Below are 18,601 nucleotides of genomic sequence, written 5' to 3'. Positions count from 1 at the left end.
CTAATGTCCCACAGCGGATTCGGCTAGGGCGTTAGGACGCCCTCCCCCACACTGTTACTTGCTGGCGGGGTGCTGCCCGCCACCGCGTCCCCGCCCTCCGCCGTCCCCGCCACCACCGGAGTGACTGAGCGGGCTCAAGCCGCCGCGTGCTGGGGCTTCGTGCACAACAGTCAGTGGAGCAATCTGACGATCGCAGTGCGGTCGACGAACACCCCGTGGGCGTATCTGGCACCCGGGAACACATGGACCGGGGGTCGTTTGGACACGTTGGTGTACATCAGGATTCCCGGTGGCGGCGCCATCATCGACTACTACGGGAGTGCCGACGACGACTTCCTGGGATCGCACTCCGTGGGCGCCGGCACTTACTCGGTCAATCCCTGCCATGAGGCTTATGTCAAGAGCCCCAGGTAGTGACCTGCGGCGCCGTTGAGGGCGCCCATCATCCGGCTGCGCCGCAACGAGGTGGGCCAGGACGTCGACCGACGTCCTGGCCCACCTCGTTGCCGGGCAGCCGGATCGAGCGCTACGCCGGTGCGGCGGCTTCCACAACGATCTTCCGCCCGGCTTGACGCGTGCTCGCCGAGCACGCGTCCGGCCTGTCGGCGTCACGAGCCGGGCCGGCCGGCGATCAGGCGCGGAAGTAGACGAAACCGCGACGGTTCAGGTCGGCGTAGCCGGTCTCGGCGTCCACGCCGAGTTCGGCGCGGATCTCCGCGACGGTCCGGACGCCGTCGACTGCTTGCAGCAGGTCGAGTTCCGCACGCTCCACCGGAGTGCGGTGCCCGGTGCGGGTCCGCAGGTGATGCCGGGGCGCGAGGGCGCGCCCGTCCCGGCTGTCGAAGACGGTTCCGAACGACAGGCCACGCACCAGAGCCGGGATGAGGCTTCCACGATCCGTTGAACTGACCTTGGTGAGGCGGTGGCCCTCCAGGTACAGCACGTCGAGATTGCTGGCGAGGAAACAGTCGAGGGCGTCGTCCGGAGACTCGACCACCGGCTCCCCGCGGATGTTGAACGAGGTGTTGAGTACCAGCGGAACGCCCGTCCGTTCATGAAACGCCTCGATGAGGTGGCGGAACAAGCCGGGGTGGTCGGCCGGCACCGTCTGTAGGCGGCACGTGTTGTCGACGTGGCAGACGCTGGCGATGCGGTCACGGTACTGCTCCCAAACCGGTGCCACGACGAGCATGAAGGGGTCCTCGACCGGCATGTCGAACCACTGGTCGACGTGTTCGGCCAACACCGATGCGGCGTACGGGCGGAACGGCTCGCGGAACTTCACGGTGTCGTTGAGCCGGGCTCGCATGTCGGCGCCGCGCGGGTCGCACAGGATGCTGCGATGGCCGAGGGCGCGAGGCCCGAACTCGCTGCCGCCTTCGAACCAGCCGACGATGAGGCCTTCGGCGAGGTCGGTCGCAGCCTGCCCGGCAGGGTCGACGACTCTGCCGGCCCGCACAGCGGTCGTGCGGGCGGCCAGGGCGGCCGAGACCTCGGCCGGGGTGTACCGGCGGCCGTGGTAGTCCGTGCGATGCCGCCAGCGGGGCAGCGCGCCGGTCCGCCGCTGGTGGGCGTAGAGGGCGGCGCCGATCGCGACACCCGCATCGCCGGCCGCAGGCGTCACGAACAGCTCGTCGAAGGCTGTCTCACGGACGATGCGGCCGTTGGTGACGCTGTTGAGGCCGACTCCGCCGCTGATGCACAGACGCGTGTGACCGGTGCGTTCGTGCAATCGCCGAGCCAGGTGCAGGACGGCCCGTTCCAGTTCGGCCTGTACGCCGGCCGCGAGATCGCGGCACACCGGGTCCAGTTCGGCAGGCCGGTCGCTACGCGGCGGAAGGGCGGAGACCCAGTCGGTGGCGATGACCATTTCGGTCCCCGTGAGGTCGACGAGGTTGCGCCCGAAGCGGCTCGGATCGCCGTACGGGGCCAGTCCCATGGTCTTCCCGGCGTGCTGCCAGTGTCCGAAGATGTACTGCGACGCGGCCGCGTACATGTGTCCGAGGCTGGCGAACCGGTACCGCGGATACCGGGACTCCCACAGCGCCCATCGCTTGCCGAGAAGTTCCAGCTTGCCGTCGTCCACGGTGTACAGGGATTCAGCCTCTTCCATCTCGGAGTACGGTGGCGGCTCTCCGAGGTAGGGGCTGTTCTGCCGGGCGAACTCGCCGTAGTGGTAACCACTGCCGTCGATCACCATCACCGCGGTGTCGTCGAAACCCGAGGCCACCCAGGCGTAGTAGGCGTGCAGCAGGTGATGCGACGGGTTGACCAGCAACTCACCTTCGAAACCGGCGATGCGGAGCCGGTCGGCATGGTCGATGCCGGGGTACTGATTCACCACGATGCAGTCCAGCGCATGGAGATCACGCAAGCCGGCGGCTTCCAGGCAATATGCGATCGCGCGGGCCGGCAGCCCCTCATGGTGTTTGCGGCGGGACAGGCGTTCCTCACTCACGGCCGCAACGACAGCACCGTCCACGAGCAGGCATGCGGACGCGTCGTGGGCCGCGTTCACGCCGAGAACCGCCACTGAACCGTCCATGCCGTCCACGCTTGCACCGGGTCACCCTCGTGTCTTCCGACGCGGGACTGATCTCGTATGTCGCACCGGAGACCCGGTCCCGGCGCCGGGACCACCGAACGGGGACGGCACAGAACCGCCCGGGGTTCGAAGACCCGGCCATCGACCGGTGTAAGACTCAGCCGGAGCTCGAATCGAGGCCGGGAGGACTGCGATGGGGCCCGGAAACGACAACACCGACGCGATGCGCCCGCGGCTGCGCGGCAGCGTGTTCATCACACCAGCCCGGGACGGTGGTGGTGCCATCGTCACGGACGGCGTGGACATGGTGACCCTGCGGGGGACGACCACATACGCATGGCTCGAACGGCTGGTGCCCTACCTGAACGGGCAGCACACCGTCGGCGACCTCACGGGCGCGCTGCCCGCCGACCGTCGCAGGGCGGTGCGGGACCTGGTGACGGCCCTGCGACGCGCGCGTTTCCTGCGCGACGTCGCCGCTGACGAGCCGCACGGCCTCACCGTCGACGAGACCCGGACGTACGCGGCCGAGATCGCCTTGGTCGAGGCTTTCCAGGACTCCCCGGCGCTGCGGTTCGAGCGGTTCCGCACGGCGCGGGTGGTGATCATCGGCGCCGGCCGGATCGTGACCGCGCTGGCGCATTCCATGCTGCACTGCGGCTCCGCGGACGTGACCGTGCTCGTCACCGGAGAGGGCCCCACCGCTACTGACGAGTTCTCCGCGATGGCCGCCGACCGGGCCCACCGGGACCGGCGGCAGCGTCTCACGTGGCGGTTCTGTCCGGATCCGGCCGCCGATGAGCTGGCCGACGTCGTGCGCGACGCCGAGGTCGTGCTGCACGCCAGCGACCGTCCGATGCTCGAGCGAGCGGCGGCCGTTGCCGCTTCGGCGACCGGGCGGGTCTCGGCGCAGGTCCTGGTCACCGGACGATCGGCGTACGTCGGCCCGGTGCGCGGGCCCGACCGGTCGGCCGCCCACCGGCCCGATGTCGCGGCGAGGCTGCGCGACGGCGGGCACCCGCCGGACGAACCGGTGGCTCCGAACGTGCTGATCGGGCCTGTCCCCGGGATCGTCGCCAACCATGCGGCGTTCGGCGTCTTCGAGTACCTCACCGGGGTTGCCGGTGCTGAGGCCACCGGCCGGGTCGTACACATCGATCTGGAGACCCTCGACACCGCGACGCACCGGCTGCCGCCGGGCACTCCGGGACCGGCGACGGGGACAACCGCCGACCGCATCGACGACCGGGTGGCGGCGCTGGAGCGCGGGCCTGAGCTGACCGGGGTCCGCGACCGGCTCGCCGCGCTCACCGACGAGCGGCTCGGCATTCTGCGCTCTCTCGGACCTGAGGACGTCGCCCAGCTTCCGCTGCGGATCAGCTGCGCGACGCCCGCTGTAGCGGGCCGGCCGGCGGTGTGGGCCGCGGCGGCCGACGAGGAGACCGCAGACGTGGCCGCCGGTCTGGCCGGAGTCGCCCGGTACGCGGCGTGCAATCTCGGCCGGCCCACAGTCGCCGGCCTGTCGCTGGCGGATCACACCGTTCACCGGGTGCCGGTACGCCTGCTGGCTGCTGACGCCGCCATCGCGGGCGCCGCGACCTGGGCAGGCGCGGTGCAGGCCGGACTGCTGGCGCACTGTGCGCGGCTCGCGTCGCAAGCCGGTTCCGAAGATCAGCCGGTCGACCTCACGAACGCGCCCGACGACGAATGCGACCGGCTGCTGGAGCTGCTCGTCGCGGCCGGCCGGCCGGTGACGCTGCACGACCTGACCGGGGCGCTGGCGGTGCCCACAGTCGCGGTCCGCGACGCGACCGGGACCGTAGCCTGCCGCGCCGCTCCGAGCCCCGCCGCAGCGATGCGTGCCGCGTTGACCGACGCCCTGTTCCGCTATCAGAGCGGCAGGCCGGGGGACGTCCGGGTCAACCAGGGCGTAGCGACCGGTCAGCCGGATGTCAGGCCGCGACTCATCACTGCTCTTCGCCGGGCCGGGCACCATCCGCTGGTCGTCCCGCTCGATCACGAACCGATCCTGCGCCACACCCTCCCGTACCTCGCGGCCGTCGTGACGGTGAACAGCGATGCTCACCGATAGCCGGCCGGACGGTGGTCTCGACCGGCACGCGCCGGTCGCCGTGGTGGTACGAGGTGGACCGGCTGTGTGGCGTGATCTGATCGCTGCGGCCGTCGACCGATGGGTGCCGATACATCGCCGTGCGGTTGAGAAGACCAGCGTGCGGTCCGGTGACCCGGTGCTGGTAACGGTGACAGGCCCTGGCGCCGACGCGGTGCCGCGCGCGGACGACCCGCCGGATTCGGTGACCCTCGCTGTTCACCACAGCGGCGGCGCGATCTTCGTCGGCCCGGTGACCCGTCCCGGCGTGCGGGGGTGCGCCCGGTGTGCCGCCCTGCGGCGCCGTGCGGCCACCACGGATCCGGACCACTCGGTGGCGCTGCGTGCCGCCGGTGACCATTCGCCACCGGCGGTCGCCGTCGACCTGGTGGGCCGGCTCGTCGCGGCGGATCTCGCGGCGCTCCCCGGCGCCGGCTCCTTCCGGCGGGTGGACCTGCGCACGCTGGCCGTGACGCGGCACCGGTTCCTGCCCGATCCCGGGTGCGAGCGGTGCGGCGATGTGCCGGTTGACGACCCGGCGGCCGCGACGATCGCCGTACGGCCGCGATCGAAGCTGGATCCGGCGACGTCCCGGAGCCGTGACGTGATGGCCGGGGCCGCCGAGCTGCTCGACACCTACGTGGATCCGGTGGCCGGAGTGATCCGGAAGCTGATGACCCAACCGGGCGCGACACCGCCACGGGCGGTGGCGTTTCTCAGCTCGACGCGCGGGCACGAGGCACAGCAGGGTTGGGGCAGGACAGTCACCGAGCCGGCGGCCCGTGTCACCGCGGTGCTGGAGGCGATGGAGCGCCTCGGAGGTGAGGCCCCGGGCGGGCGCCGGACCGTCACGCGTGGCTCCTTCCGCGAGGTGAGTGGAGCGGCTGTCGACCCGCGCACGTTCGGTCTCTATCCGGATGCGCGGTACGACGACCCCGGGCTGCCGTTCGAGCGCTACGACGACGACCTCGTGCTCGACTGGGTGTGGGGGTACTCCTTCGCGCGCGGTGGGCCGGTGCTCGTGCCCGAGCAGTACGCCTACTACGCGTGCCATTCCGCGCAGCGGCGTCGCTTCGTCTACGAGATCTCCAACGGCTGCGCACTCGGCTCCAGCATCGAGGAGGCAGTGCTGCACGGCGTTCTCGAAGTGGCCGAGCGCGACGCCTTCCTGATGACCTGGTACGCCCGGATGCCCGTGCCGCGTATCGACCTCGACTCGGCGCGGGACCGCCGGGTCACGACCCTCGCGACGTACCTGCGCCAGACCACCGGCTATGACATCGCGCTGTACTCGTCGATGCTGGAGCAGCGGATACCGTGTGTCTTCGCGATGGCGGTGGGCGCGGCGCCCGGCCGTCCCCGCGTGTTCTGCGCGGGTGGCTCGGCGCTGGTGGCCGAGAACGCGGCGCTCGGAGCCCTCTATGAGCTGTCACACCTGCTGGCCCAGGCGTCGGTGTACGGCGAGGATCAGCGCCGGCGCGCGGCCGCGATGGTCGGTGACCCCGCCCTCGTGCGGTCGATGGGTGACCACTCGCTGCTCTACTGCCACGAGGACGCCTTCGAGCGCTTCGGCTTCCTGGTCTCCGGCACCCGGCGGGTCACGTTCGCTGATGTCGCCGGCCGGGCCTCCTGGCTGCCCACCACTGACCTGACAGCCGACCTGGCGGAGCTGGTGCGCAGGTACCGCGACGAAGGCCTGGACGTCGTCGTGGTCGACCAGACCACGCCGGAGCACCGGGCCGGTGGCCTGGCCTGCGTGAAGGTCATCATCCCGGGAACGTTGCCGATGACCTTCGGTCACCGCAACCGCCGGGTCGACGGTATCCCGCGGCTGCTGCGGGTGCCCCACCGGCTCGGCTATGCCTCCCGAGTACTCAGCCCGGCCGACATCAACCCGCACCCCCACCCGTTCCCGTGAGCACCGAGCCGGGTGCGCCCGAGCCCGCACGGCCACCGGGCACCCCACCGGTGGCCGATTACTGGCGATTCGCGCTGGGCGCCGATCCGCCGAGCGGCGGCACCGAACGGCCACCGCCACGCTTCGAGGTGGGAGATGCGGGGAGGCTGCCGCTGGGCGGCGTACCGGCCGTCCTCCGGGGCGGCTGCTCTCCGGGCCGCGGCGCACTGTCGGCCTTGCTGTACTACACCGCCGGAATCGTCCGGACCGAGCTGGGCCGGGCGGCTCAGTGGCCCTACCACCGCGCGGTGCCTTCGGCGCGGTGCCTTTTCCCCACCGACGTGCACTGGTGGCTGACCCGCCTCGACGGCCCGCTACCACCGGGGCTGTACCGCTACGACGCGGCTCACCACGCGCTCGTTCCGGTGCCTGCCGGGCCGGCCGGGATCCGCGATGTGCTGCCGGGTTCCGCCGGGCTGATCCTGTCGGCGACGTTCGGCCGTGCCGCGGCCCGGTACGGCGACTACGCGTACCGCCTGTGCACCCAGGAGGCCGGGATGGTCGCCGGCAACGCGTTGCTGGTGGCCACCGCTCTGGGTTGGCGAAGCCGGATCCGGCACCGCTTCGACCACGACGCCGTGCACCGCCTGTGCGGCCTGCAGTGGCCTCGGCAGGGCGCGATGGCTCTGCTGCCGCTCGGCGTCACACCGGGTGCCGAGCCCTCCGCGGCGCCGATCGACGGGCCGGTGAACCTCGCCGAGGTCCTGCTGCGGCGCGGCTCCGGTGGTCCGGCGTTCACCCCGGTACGCAAGCCGGTCTCCTTGGCCGCCGTGGACCGCGTCATGCGGCGGGTGCTGGACCCTTACGACAGCGATGCACATGCTTCCGGCACGGTGCCTCTTGTGCACTGTCACGTGTGGACGATCGATACCCTCGACAGCGCCGGCCGGCTGTACCGGGCCGGGCACGCCGGGCTGCGCCCGTGTCCTTCCCGGACGATCCCCGACACGCTGCTGACCGCGCCGAACGTCCACTACCCGACGGCGAACATGGTCGTCTATGTCAGCGGTGACCGGCGCGCGGCGACCGCGGCGTTCGGCGAGCAGGCGTTCCAGGTGCTCAACCAGGAAGCCGGTGTGCTGGCCCAGCGCGTATGCGTGCACAGCGCGGCCGGGGGACTCGCGGCCCGGGTGCACAACGGTTATCCGGCGCCCGCGGTATCGGCAGCGCTCGGCCTGGGGCCCGGGATGGAGACGCTGTTCCAGATCATCGTCGGCACCGCGTCACCCACCGAACGGTATCAAGCGCCCATCCATCTCAGTGGCGCAGAGGAGGCCTGCCCGTGACCGCCGACTCACCCGGGATCCGTTACCTGAACGGCCCGCACCGTCCTCCTGCCGACCCGCCCCGGTCGGCCGCAGGCGGCCCGCCGCCGGTCTACAAGCGATATGCGCCATCGTTGCGGAGACCGTTGCGGTGGCGGGCCGAGCGGCGGAGCGACCCGCTCGGCTGGCTGTTGTGGCAGATCAACGGCCTGACCAGGATGCGGTGGCTGGCCGGCTCCCCGCTGGTGATGCCGCCGTCCGGCGGCGTCGACCCGGACCATCACGCTCTGGTGTCCGCGGGCCGTGGGGCTCCGTCATCCGGCGCCCGGTACCCGGTCGAGGTGTACGCGGTGACCGGATCCGGCGTCCACCACTACGACCCGGCGCACCATGCGCTGGACGAGCTGCGCCGCGGGGACCTTCGGGACCGCTTGCTCGGATGCCTCACCGAGCCGGACGCGGATGCCGACGTGCTGCTGCTGTTCACGACAGTCCTGTGGCGTAACAGCGCCAAGTACCGGCAGTTCGGGTACCGCCTGCAGAGCCTGGACATCGGTGTCGCGGTCGGGCAGTCGATCGCGGCGGCGGCGGCCGCCGGATGCGAAGCAACGGTCCACCTGCGATTCCGGGATTCCGCCGTCGACGAGGTGTTCGGTCTGCGAGCGGACCGGGAGGCGGCGATGGCGGTCGTCTGCCTGCGGGGTGCCGGGCTGCGCGGCGCCGGCCCTGCGGTGCCCCGCGATGACACCGGCATCGACCCGGGTCCCGTACCGCAAGGGTCAGTGCCGGCCATTCCGGCCGGCGCGATCTCCGGGATGCGGGACCTGATCGCGCTGCACGCCGCGTCCCGGGTGCTCGTTGATCGCCTGCCGTGGCTGGATCCGGGCCGCCCTCCGCCGCGCAGTGGTGCTGTCCGGCTCGAGGGAAGAGCCGCGGACCCGGCGGCCGGCCTGTCGCGACGCCGGACCGTCGGTCGATATCAACCAGGGTCGCTACCGCCGGAGACGGTGGCCGGTGTCTTGGCTGCGGCGGCGCCCCGGGCCCGCGTCGACATCGGCGCCGGCAGGCCCGGTGCCGTGACGGGACTGTACTGCGTCGCCACCGACGTGTGCGGTCTGGCGCCGGGCGCGTACCGGTACCGGCCCGAGTCGGCGGACCTGGTGCCGGTAGGTGGCACCGGCTCGCTCACGGGCGAACTGGTCGCGACGGCGACGAGTTCGATGCTTGCCGAGGAGTTCCGGCGCGGCGGCCTTGCGCTGATCATGGCCGGCAACTTCGCGCACGGGATGGCGGTGTACGGCGACCGCTGGTACCGCATGCAGAACATCGACACCGGAACGGTCGTGCAGTACGCCTGCCTCGCCGCGGCGGCGGTCGGGCTCGATACCCATGTCCACTGCGACTTCGACCCGGAACGCTTGGGCGGCCTGCTCGGCCTCACCGGCACAGGCTGGACACCCACCGTCGTGGTGACGGTCGGACGGCGCCGGCCCGACGGCGTCGAGCCGCACTACCCGCTGGCGGCGCCGGCCGGAAACAGCTGCAAGGAGGACAGGTGTACGACGTGATAGTGGTCGGCGCCCGGTGCGCCGGCGCCACCACCGCGATGCTGCTGGCCCGGGCCGGCTACCGGGTGCTGATCCTGGAGCGTTCCCGGGTGCCCGGCGACACCCTCTCCACCCTGCACATCCACCGGCCCGGACTGGAACTGCTCGATGGCTGGGGGCTCCTCGAACCGCTGGTGCGGTCGGGATGCCCACCGGTACGCAGGCTGTCCTACACCGTCGGTGACGTCACGATCGCAGGATCGTTCAACGCCTCACAAACCGTCGACGCGGTGTACGCGCCGCGCCGTCCGGTGCTGGACGGGTTGTTGGCCGACGCTGCCGTGCGGGCCGGTGCGGAACTACGCGACCGGTGCACAGTCCACGAGCTGGAACACGCGCCGACCGGCCGGGTGACCGGCGTCCGCTACCGCGAGGCGGGAGGCCGGTCCCAGACGGAACGGGCCCGGCTGGTGATCGGCGCGGACGGTATGCGTTCGACGGTCGCCCGGCTGGCCGGCGCCACTGTCACCAGACAGGACGCGCCGCTCACCTGTGCCTACTACTCGTTCTGGACCAACCCGGGCGTCGAGTTCGAGGTTTACGAGCGCGACGGCTGCCTCGTGGGTGCGGTCGCCACGCATGACGGCGCGGCGCTGGTGGCGGTCTACCAGCCGCTCGCCGCATATTCAGCGGCTCGGCATGACCCCGCGCGGACTCACTGGGACGCGGTACGCACCACTGCCGCGCCGCTGGCCGACCGCCTGTCCGGCGCCGACCGGCTCGAGCGGCTGTACGGCACCGGCCAGCAGTGGAACTTCTTCCGCCGGCCGGCCGGGCCCGGCTGGGTGCTCGTCGGCGACGCCGGCCATCACAAGGACTCTCTCACCGGCACCGGGATGACCGACGCCTTCCGGCAGTCGGACGCATTGGCCCGCGCCATCGGCGACCGGCTGCACGACGACACCGCCCTGACGAAGTCGCTGGCCGGTTTTGCAGCGTGGCGGGACGAGCATTTCGCCGCCCACTACCGGGTCACGCTGGAGGCCGCCCGGCTGCGGGTGACGCCGGACCGGCTCGAGCTGCTGCGCTGGATCCGGTCCGATCCGGCCGCGACCGCCACCTTCCTCGACGTCACCGTCGGCGCTGCCCTGCCACCCGGAGCGTGAGCCCTCGCCCGGCGCCGTCCGCTCGGGGTGGGTCCTACCGGGGGGCGGCTTCGAGGACCCGGTGCCGGGCCGCGCCGAACGGGTCGCTCACCCGTACCAGGTCGAACGCGGCGGCCCGCAACAGGACCCGCCACTCCGCCTCGGTGCGCTCGCGACCGGCGGTCATCACCATCAGGTTCATGTCGCTGATCGTGGTGAAAGGATCGGCCCAGGCGGTGGCCTGCTCGAGCGCGACCATCTCCACGATCAGGAGCGTGCCGTCCGCCGGAACGGCCCGTCGGCAGGAGCGGAGGATGTCCGCCGCCCGGTCGTCGGGCCAGTCGTGGAGCACGCTCTTCAGGACGTAGGCGGCGTACCCGGCCGGGACCTCGGTGAAGAAGTCACCGCGCTCGACGCGACAGCGGTCCGCGACGTCCGCGGCCGCGAGGACGCCGGGCGCGCCCCGAGTCCCTGCCGGGGTGTCGAACACCACGCCGGTCAGCCCGGGGTGACGGGCGAGTACCGCCGCCACCAGGGTGCCGTCACCGCCACCGATGTCGGCCACCGAGCTGAACCGGGAGAAGTCGACGATCTCGGCGACATGTGCGGCGTCGTCACGGGCCCCGGAAGCCATCGCCGCGTGGAACACATCGGCCAGGTCAGGTGTGACGGCGAGGTAGGTGAAGATGTCGGCACCGGTGGCGTGGTCGAACGCCGGCCCGCCGGTGCGCAACGCATGCACGAGCTCGCCCCAGGACCGCCAGACGGCGTCGTCGAAGTACATCAGCATCATGGGGCGCACGCTGTCGTCGGCGTCGGCCCGCAGCGGCCGGCCCGCCGCAGTGAGCCGGAACCTGTCCGGCGACGTCTGGTCCACCAGCCCCAGCGTCGCAAGAGCCTGCAGCAGCCGGCGCAGCTGCGGCGCCCGGGTCCCGGTGCGAGAGGCGGCGTCGGCGACACCGACCTCATCGTCGCGCAGAACGTCGGCCAGGCCGATCCGCACCGCGGCGTGGACGATCTGAGCGGGCATGTAGCCCAGTGCCATGCGCAGCAGGGCAACAGACGCGTCAGACATGAGAGACCGCCGCGGTGAGTTGCCGTTCGATCAGGTCTGCGGCGACCGGCGCGCCACCGGCTCGGCGAATCTCGTCCCGCAGCCGGCCGATCCGCCTCGCCATGGCCTGGTCGTCGGCGACTGCCTGCACCGCCGCCCGTATTCCGGCCGGTGTGCGTTCCGCCGCATCGAGGCGCCGGCCCAGGCCGAGCTCCACGACCCGGTCGGCGTTCGCGCGCTGCTCGGCCATCTGCGGGACAGCGACGATCGGTACGCCGTGACTGAGACTTTCCATGGTGCTGCCCATGCCGGTGTGACTCACGAACGCTGATGCGTGCCGCAGCACGTCCAACTGTGCGACGAAGCGGTGCACCTCGACGTCGGGTGGCACCGGGTCCAGCGTGGTCGGGTCGACGGTGTCGCCGACGGCGACGACCGCGTGCCAGCCGGTGCCCGTGAACGCCTCGACGCACGATCGGTAGAACCCGGAGTCGGCGCTGAATGTGCTTCCCAGCGCGATGAGGACGACCCGGCCGGTACCCGCGGGTGGTGACCAGCTGCCGTGAAATCCACGTTCACTCAGGCACGGGCCGACGAAGTGCACGCCCTCCGGGAACCCGTCGGCCCGCGGTTGGAAGGCCTTCGGAAGGTAGACCAGCATCGGTTCGCGGGCGATGCCGGCGCACAACCGGCGTGCGTCCACCGGCACGCCGAGCCGGTGGCCGAGCCGGCTGATCGCCGCGGTGATCGCCCGCAGGCCGTCGTCGGCGGGGTCGAAGGTATGCACGCTGCTGTCCAAGGACCAGTGCTCGGCGGAGGCCATCATGACGTGACTGGCCATCCGCGGCACACCCAGCCGCCCGGCCATCAGATCGCCCGCCCAGTAAGAGGTGTCGTGCACGATCAGATCGGGTGGGTCGGCCCGGAACGCCCGGTCGAGCTGCGGCAGCGCGTGCAGTGCCTCGGTCAGCAACAGCGTCAGCAGCCGGGTGAGATCCGACGTGCTGTACCGGTACGGGTCATCGAACGGCACCGTCGCTCGCCGTCGCCCGTCGTCCTTCATCGTGGTCGTGGAGACGACGGCGTGAGCGCCGGCGGCGGTGACACGATCCTGGAACTCCGCGGTCGTCACGTAACTGACCCGATGCCCGCGGTCGGCGAGGGCGGTGACGACGGCGAGCGTCGGGTTGATGTGCCCGCCGTACGGAATCGAAGTGAACGCGATGTGCGCCACGTCGTTCTCCTTTCACCGGTTGACCGGGGTGGGCGTCGCGGTTCGGGCGAGGTGGTGCTCGATGACGGTCGCTGCGGCGGCCGCCCCGCCGGCAGCGGCGATCTCGCGGCGCATGGCATCGAGCCGGGCCGTGACGGCGGCGTCTCCGGTGACGGCCCGGACCGCGTGAGCCACTGCGTCGCGGGTGGCGCCGGCGGGTGACAACAGCCGGCCCAGGCCGAGTTCGACGATGCGGTCGGCGTTTGCGCGGTGCTCGGCCATCTGCGGCACCGCGATCACCGGGACGCCGGCCGCGAGGCTGTCCATCAGGGTGCCCATCCCGCCGTGGTTGATGGACACTCCGGCGTGGTCGAGGACGTCGTGCTGGGCGAGGAACGGATGCGCCTCCGCTGTCGCGGGCAGCCGCCGCAACGAGGCCGGGAGTGGATCGGTTCCGGCGGTGACAACGGTGTGCCAGCCGAGTCCGGTAAGGGCGGCCACGCATCGCTGGAACAGTTGGTGTCCCTGGTTGTGGATCGTCCCCAGGGACACCAGGGCGATCGGGCCACTGCCCGGCGGCCGCTGCCATCGCGGGTAGACCGGACTGGGGTTACGGCACGGGCCGACGAAGTGCACCCCCGCGCCGGCGCGGTCGCCGGCGTACTGGAACGAGCGTGGGCAGTGGACCAGCGCCGGCGCGCGGTCGTCGTCGGCGAGGAACGCGTCGACCGTCAAGCCGGTGCGGGCGCGGGTCAGCAGTCTGCCGATGCCGTTGAGCACTCGGGTCAGGCCAGGATGCTGACCAGGGCCGAAATCGGTGTACCTCGCGAACGACCAGGTGGCCGTGGCGACCAGGGTGGGGTGGCTGCGCACCGCCGGAACGCCCCGGCGGGCCGCCAGGATCCGTCCGGCCCAGCACGACGGAGCGTCGTAGACGACGACGTCCGGCCGGTCGGCCGCGAAGAAGCGGTCCAGCTCGGGCAGGATCGCCACGGTCTCGCACAGCAGCATCTCCAGCAGCCGGACCAGGACGTCAGTGGTGTACCGGCTGGAGTCGGCGAGACGGGTCATCGTCGTCCGGTAGCCGACGAACCGGGCGCCGACCGCCTCGACCGCGGCTCGGAACCGCGTCGGGGCGGCGTAGCTGACCCGGTGGCCGCGTGCGACCAGTTCGGCCACGACGCCCAGCGTCGGATTGATGTGCCCCTCGTAGGCGGCCGCGCAGAACACGATGTGCGCCATGGCGTGTTCACACCGGCCGGTGGTCGGCGGTCGGCGTGAGCAGGCCCTCGACGACGTCGGCGGCGGCAGCGGCCCCGCCCGACGCGCGGATCTCGGCGCGCATCGCGGTGACACGGGAGCCGATGCCGGGGTCGTGGGCGGCTGTGCCCAGCGCCTTCGCCAGTGTCCGCGCCGTCACCGCCGCTGGTGCGACGTGCACGCCCAGTCCGCGCTCGGCGATCCGGTCGGCGTTCGCGCGGTGCTCGGCGATCTGCGGTATCCCGATCACCGGGACGCCGAGCGCGAACGCCTCCATCGAACTGGCCATGCTGGCGTGGTTGATGAGCACAGCGGCCCGGGACAGCTCGGTGATCAGGTCGGGGATGACCGGGTGCACCGTGACACCGCCCGGCGCGGTCGGCAGTGATTCCGGGTCGACGTGGTTGCCGACCGCGACCGTGCCGTGCCAGCCGAGCATGGTCAACGCCTCGAGGCAGCTGCGGTAGACGTGTGGGCGGTCGTGGTAGACGGACCCGAAGGTCACCACGACGTACGGCGGGCCGGTAAGCGCGGCGGGCGTCGCCGGACCGTGGCCGCCCGATGGCAGGCACGGCCCGACGAACCGGGTGTGCGGGCTGAACGTGTCGCCGGCGTACTGGAACGATCGTGGCAGGTACACGATCGCGGGACGGCTGTCGTCGGTGGCGAACAGGTCGGCCGGCCGCAGGCCGGTGGCGCCGGTGCGGGTGAGGAGAACGCCCAACCGCGCGGTGACGGCGGCGAGGCCGGGATGCGCCGGGTCGAACTCGGCGTAACGGGGACTGAGCGAGAACGATGCGTTCGTGGCGAACATCGGCTGGCTGCGTAGTGCCGGAACGCCCCACCGGGCGGCGAGGACGGCGCCGGCCCACCCGTAGGTGGCGTCATGCACCACGAGGTGTGGTCGGTCGGCCCGGAACCGTCCGTCCAGCACCGGCAGCATGGCGATCGTCTCGTGGAGCAGCCCGGACAGCACGGTGACGAGGCTGTCGGTGGAGAAACGCTCGGCGTCGGCCGAAGCGGCGACGGTCCGGTCGAAGTCGGCCATGGTCGTTGCGTAGTGCAGGCACTCGGCACCCGCCGCGGCGACGCGTTCGGCGTATTCCGCGGTGACCGCATACGTCACCCGGTGCCCTCGGCGGACGAGTTCGGCGACCACGGCGAGGGTCGGATTGACATGGCCCGCGGCGGGCGCGGCGACGAACGCGATGTGTGACAACGGTGCCTCCGATCCGGCCGCTCACCACGTCGTGACGCTAACAGCGGTTCCGGCGCGCTCGACAGGTCCGCGCGTCAAGTGCCGCCCGGAGTGGTGATGCCGGTGTCAGTCCGAGGTAGCAGAGGACGGGCGGACGGGTCTGGCAGGCGGAGGCAGCGGACCAGTCCGGCGCCCGAAGAGATCTGCGTCTGTGGCGCGCGACCATGGGGCTTCGCGAGTGACCACACACCGGAAGGGAGGTGCCGCATGCCCGTGTCCGAGCTCTTGGCCGACGACTTGGCCGACCTGGAAGAACTCACGCTCGAGGATCTCCTCCAGCCCGAACCGTCCACCGTCGACGACATCAACGCCATTCTGTGTTCCTGCTGCTGCTCATCCTGCGGCTGCTGATCCGGCTCGCGATGCCGGGGCACGCAGGTGCCCCGGCATCGTGGGCACACCCGCGGCATCGCACCGCACGGCCGGCCGCCGATCGGAAGGATCGAACTGTGACGACCAGGAACCCGTGGGATCCCGGCACCTTCGACGCCCCGCCGGTGCCGATCGAGCGTCTGCTGGTCGTCGGCAGCGGATCGGTCGCGGCGATGTTCCTGCCGTTCTGGCTGAACTGGCTGCGCCACTCGTATCCCCGGGTCCAGTGCCAGGTGGTGCTCACCCGGTCGGCGCAGCGGTTCGTCACCGCGGAGGCGGTGGGGATGCTCACCGGACGTGCGGTCATCGCGGACGTCTGGGAGAACGGGACGCGGCCACGGTCGGTGCATGTCGAACTGCAGCGGTGGGCGGAGGCGGTCGTGGTGTATCCCGCGACCTTTCACTACCTGTCGCGGCTGGCCCTCGGTCTGACCGACACGCCCAGCCTGCTGGCGTTGCAGTGCACCGAGGTGCCCGTCGGGATCGCCGCGGCGGTGCCACCGGGCGGCTGGAGCGGGCCGGCGATGCGCCGGCACCGCGAGGCGCTCGCCACGCGCGAGAACGTCGTGGTGGTCCCGCCGGTGCCGGGGCGCAGCATGTCCGACGACAGCGCCGGTCACCAGGTGGACAACCTGCCGGCAGTGATCTCCGCGGTCGCCTCGGTCTTCGCGGCACGCGCGGCAGCGTCAGTGGTCCCGGCACAACGCCTCGATCTCGTCGGCGGCCGTGACGGTGCCGCCGGAGGCGAGTAGATCGGTGCGGACAGCCTGGAGCCGCGCGGTGACACCCGGGTCCTTGGTCACCTCGTCGACCGCCTGGCGCAACCGGTCCGGGCGCACGTCCTCCGGCGCCATCCACCGGGCCACACCCTGTCGTTCCAGCTGTTCCGCATTCCACCGTTGCTCAGGCAGCAACGGTACGGCGACCATCGGGACGGCGTACCGGAGAGCCTCGAGCACGCTGCCCATCCCGGCGTGGGTGACGAACGCCGTCGCCCGGCTCAGCACGGTGACCTGCGCAACCGTGTGGTGGATCTCGACATGGTCCGGCACCGGGCCGAACGACGAGCGCTCGATGCCGGCTCCGACCGACATGATGAGGCGCCATGACCCGTCGCCGAAGGCGTCGAGGCAGGACCGGAAGAAGGCAGGGTGGTTGGTGTTCATCGATCCCAGCGAGACGTACAGCACCGGGCGCCCGTCGTCTGCGGCCGGCCACGGCTCCTCCGCGCGAGTGAGGTCCGGGCACGGGCCGGTGAACACGAACCGGTCGTCGAAGACCGCACCGGGTGGATGTAGCGTCCGGGGGATGAGCACCAGGTGCCGGGCCTCGGCCGTGGCCAGGTACTCGGCTGCCCGTACCCGGAATCCACGTCGCGCCAGAAGGGCATCGAGGCCGGCGAGATACCGGGCGGCGATCCGGCGCTGCTCCGTCTCTGCGCCCTGCTCGTCGGCCAGCGCCCAGTGCCGGCCGATGGCGAGGTACGGCCACACCCGCACGGCCGGGCGTCCCCACCGGTTGGCCAGCAACATGCCGACGCTCGTGGGGTCCTCCGACACCACAACGTCGGGCAGGTCGGCACGGTACAGCGCCTCGACGTCCGGCATGATCTTGCCGGCTTCGGCGAGGAACACCAGCGGCATCGTGGAGAGGTCGGCCGGCCACCGGCGCGGATCGGCCGGCAGGGGTGAGCGGTAGACCCGCGGCGTGGCGCCGGCTCGCGCGACGACGTCGGCGAAAGCCTCGGTGACGGTCCAGCTGACTCGGTGACCGCGCCGCACCAGTTCACGCACGAGGCCGAGGAGCGGATTGATGTGCCCCAGAGCCGCTCCGGTGAAGAAGGCGACATGACCGGTCATGGCTGCTGCTCCGGCGCTGAGCAGGCGGTGATGAGACCGGTCTCGTAGGCGAGGATGACGGCCTGGGTCCGGTCGCGTAATCCCAGCTTCTGGCACAGGTGGTACAGGTGCGACTTGACGGTGGCGGCGCTGAGGCACAACTCCTGAGCGATCAGCTTGTTGGAGTAGCCCTTGGCCACCAGTAGCAGTACGTCGATCTCCCGCTTGGTGAGACAGTCGAGCACTGGTCGCTGTTCGACGAACATGGTGGGCATGCGGCTGGAGATGCGTCGTAACAGCTGGGTGGCGGCGGGGAACCCCAGCACCACGCCACCGGCCGCCACGTTGCGAATGGTGGCTCCCAGCGCCGTCGACGGGGTGTCCCGGGACAGCAGGCCGCCGACGCCTGTCTGGAATGCCGTCAGGGCGTGATCCTCGACCGGGCCCTGGACGAGGAGGAGCACTTTGACCTTCGAGTGCGCCGCGCTCCGGGCGAGCCGCCTGGTGAGGTCTATCCCGTCGATGGCGGGCGGGTCGTGGGTCACGGCCATGACGGCCGGCCGGCACGACGCCACGGCGCCCATCGCGTCGGGTACGGTCGCGACGCTCCCGACCACGACTATGTCCGGTTCACGGCCGAGGATCGCGACCATGCCGTCGCGCGTCAGGGGGTGGGGGTCGCAGACGATGACGGCGACCTTGTCGGCTCGGTTGCGTCGAATAGTGGGCATAAATTGCTCCTCAGGCAGGGCGGAGCATACCTATTCGGTACGCCGTGCAGGGGTGGTCACCGGTGCATGATTGGGCACCGTAGATATACGTCGAACCCTAGATGGCGATCGCTCGATTGGCACGTCGTTCATTTACGTCGATGATGTGGTACGGTCCGGAATGGGCGGCGGGTAAAAGCATTCCGAGCGCATCGGCGTGTCGTCGGTGCCAAGAAGACCATCCGGCCGTTGTCTGGTGTGTCGACATGTTGATGGAATCCATGGCGGTCACGCCCGCGACGTCCCGTCGCAGTGGAGTGGACGGAC

Annotated in this window: 14 protein-coding genes; 7 read left to right on the top strand and 7 right to left on the bottom strand. The window is 71.3% G+C overall.

Annotated features, from left to right (window positions below; translation table 11 throughout):
- Positions 1–631 precede the first annotated feature (631 nt).
- A complete protein-coding gene (locus tag AC0NH5_RS41150; protein WP_474413545.1) occupies positions 632–2,545 on the bottom strand; it encodes a carbamoyltransferase family protein in 1,914 nt (637 codons plus the stop codon).
- A gap of 193 nt (positions 2,546–2,738) precedes the next feature.
- On the opposite strand from AC0NH5_RS41150, the gene AC0NH5_RS41145 reads away from it, so the two are divergent.
- Genes AC0NH5_RS41145 through AC0NH5_RS41125 form a run of 5 tightly spaced genes read left to right on the top strand, consistent with a single transcriptional unit; the run spans position 2,739 to position 10,590 of the window.
- Positions 2,739–4,637 carry a hypothetical protein gene (locus AC0NH5_RS41145; RefSeq protein WP_474413543.1) on the top strand — a complete coding sequence of 633 codons (1,899 nt, stop codon included), beginning with the start codon at positions 2,739–2,741 and terminating at the stop codon, positions 4,635–4,637.
- Positions 4,624–6,573, top strand: coding sequence for a TOMM precursor leader peptide-binding protein (locus AC0NH5_RS41140; RefSeq protein ID WP_474413541.1), 1,950 nt, complete (start codon positions 4,624–4,626; stop codon positions 6,571–6,573). Before AC0NH5_RS41145 ends, AC0NH5_RS41140 begins: the two co-directional genes overlap by 14 nt.
- On the top strand, positions 6,570–7,898 hold the full coding sequence (locus tag AC0NH5_RS41135; RefSeq protein ID WP_474413539.1) for a nitroreductase family protein: 1,329 nt from the start codon (positions 6,570–6,572) through the stop codon (positions 7,896–7,898). Before AC0NH5_RS41140 ends, AC0NH5_RS41135 begins: the two co-directional genes overlap by 4 nt.
- Positions 7,895–9,445, top strand: coding sequence for a nitroreductase family protein (locus AC0NH5_RS41130; RefSeq protein WP_474413537.1), 1,551 nt, complete (start codon positions 7,895–7,897; stop codon positions 9,443–9,445). Before AC0NH5_RS41135 ends, AC0NH5_RS41130 begins: the two co-directional genes overlap by 4 nt.
- On the top strand, positions 9,433–10,590 hold the full coding sequence (locus AC0NH5_RS41125; protein ID WP_474413535.1) for an NAD(P)/FAD-dependent oxidoreductase: 1,158 nt from the start codon (positions 9,433–9,435) through the stop codon (positions 10,588–10,590). Before AC0NH5_RS41130 ends, AC0NH5_RS41125 begins: the two co-directional genes overlap by 13 nt.
- Positions 10,591–10,624: 34 nt before the next feature.
- On the opposite strand, the gene AC0NH5_RS41120 is transcribed toward AC0NH5_RS41125, so the two are convergent.
- Genes AC0NH5_RS41120 through AC0NH5_RS41105 form a run of 4 tightly spaced genes read right to left on the bottom strand, consistent with a single transcriptional unit; the run spans position 10,625 to position 15,315 of the window.
- Positions 10,625–11,644, bottom strand: a complete 1,020-nt coding sequence (locus AC0NH5_RS41120; protein WP_474413533.1) for a methyltransferase — start codon at positions 11,642–11,644, stop codon at positions 10,625–10,627.
- Positions 11,637–12,857: a macrolide family glycosyltransferase gene (locus AC0NH5_RS41115; protein ID WP_474413531.1), complete on the bottom strand. Its 1,221-nt coding sequence runs from the start codon at positions 12,855–12,857 to the stop codon at positions 11,637–11,639. Before AC0NH5_RS41115 ends, AC0NH5_RS41120 begins: the two co-directional genes overlap by 8 nt.
- A 12-nt stretch (positions 12,858–12,869) precedes the next feature.
- Positions 12,870–14,078: a macrolide family glycosyltransferase gene (locus AC0NH5_RS41110; protein WP_474413529.1), complete on the bottom strand. Its 1,209-nt coding sequence runs from the start codon at positions 14,076–14,078 to the stop codon at positions 12,870–12,872.
- 7 nt (positions 14,079–14,085) lie between these two features.
- Positions 14,086–15,315, bottom strand: a complete 1,230-nt coding sequence (locus AC0NH5_RS41105) for a macrolide family glycosyltransferase (RefSeq protein ID WP_474413527.1) — start codon at positions 15,313–15,315, stop codon at positions 14,086–14,088.
- Positions 15,316–15,561: 246 nt separating this feature from the next.
- On the opposite strand from AC0NH5_RS41105, the gene AC0NH5_RS41100 reads away from it, so the two are divergent.
- A complete protein-coding gene (locus AC0NH5_RS41100; protein ID WP_474413525.1) occupies positions 15,562–15,705 on the top strand; it encodes a hypothetical protein in 144 nt (47 codons plus the stop codon).
- Positions 15,706–15,803: 98 nt separating this feature from the next.
- Complete coding sequence (locus AC0NH5_RS41095) at positions 15,804–16,478, top strand: flavoprotein (RefSeq protein WP_474413523.1); 675 nt, start codon at positions 15,804–15,806, stop codon at positions 16,476–16,478.
- On the opposite strand, the gene AC0NH5_RS41090 is transcribed toward AC0NH5_RS41095, so the two are convergent.
- On the bottom strand, positions 16,413–17,585 hold the full coding sequence (locus AC0NH5_RS41090; protein WP_474413521.1) for a macrolide family glycosyltransferase: 1,173 nt from the start codon (positions 17,583–17,585) through the stop codon (positions 16,413–16,415). The two genes, AC0NH5_RS41095 and AC0NH5_RS41090, sit on opposite strands and share 66 nt — an antisense overlap.
- Entirely contained in the window at positions 17,582–18,295 is a 714-nt protein-coding gene (locus AC0NH5_RS41085) for a response regulator transcription factor (RefSeq protein WP_474413519.1), read from the bottom strand. Before AC0NH5_RS41085 ends, AC0NH5_RS41090 begins: the two co-directional genes overlap by 4 nt.
- Positions 18,296–18,601: the final 306 nt, after the last annotated feature.

The organism is Actinoplanes sp. 13 (assembly GCF_056134165.1).
Note: the sequence above shows the minus strand (reverse complement) of the source record. Positions and strands in the feature narration are given on the sequence as shown.

What these genes read in the sequence shown, in the direction of transcription:
- AC0NH5_RS41150 (WP_474413545.1), bottom strand. Translation starts at nt 2,545, where the DNA reads ATGGACGGTTCAGTGGCGGTTCTCGGCGTGAACGCGGCCCACGACGCG.
- AC0NH5_RS41145 (WP_474413543.1), top strand. Translation starts at nt 2,739, where the DNA reads ATGGGGCCCGGAAACGACAACACCGACGCGATGCGCCCGCGGCTGCGC.
- AC0NH5_RS41140 (WP_474413541.1), top strand. Translation starts at nt 4,624, where the DNA reads ATGCTCACCGATAGCCGGCCGGACGGTGGTCTCGACCGGCACGCGCCG.
- AC0NH5_RS41120 (WP_474413533.1), bottom strand. Translation starts at nt 11,644, where the DNA reads ATGTCTGACGCGTCTGTTGCCCTGCTGCGCATGGCACTGGGCTACATG.
- AC0NH5_RS41110 (WP_474413529.1), bottom strand. Translation starts at nt 14,078, where the DNA reads ATGGCGCACATCGTGTTCTGCGCGGCCGCCTACGAGGGGCACATCAAT.
- AC0NH5_RS41100 (WP_474413525.1), top strand. Translation starts at nt 15,562, where the DNA reads ATGCCCGTGTCCGAGCTCTTGGCCGACGACTTGGCCGACCTGGAAGAA.
- AC0NH5_RS41090 (WP_474413521.1), bottom strand. Translation starts at nt 17,585, where the DNA reads ATGACCGGTCATGTCGCCTTCTTCACCGGAGCGGCTCTGGGGCACATC.
- AC0NH5_RS41085 (WP_474413519.1), bottom strand. Translation starts at nt 18,295, where the DNA reads ATGCCCACTATTCGACGCAACCGAGCCGACAAGGTCGCCGTCATCGTC.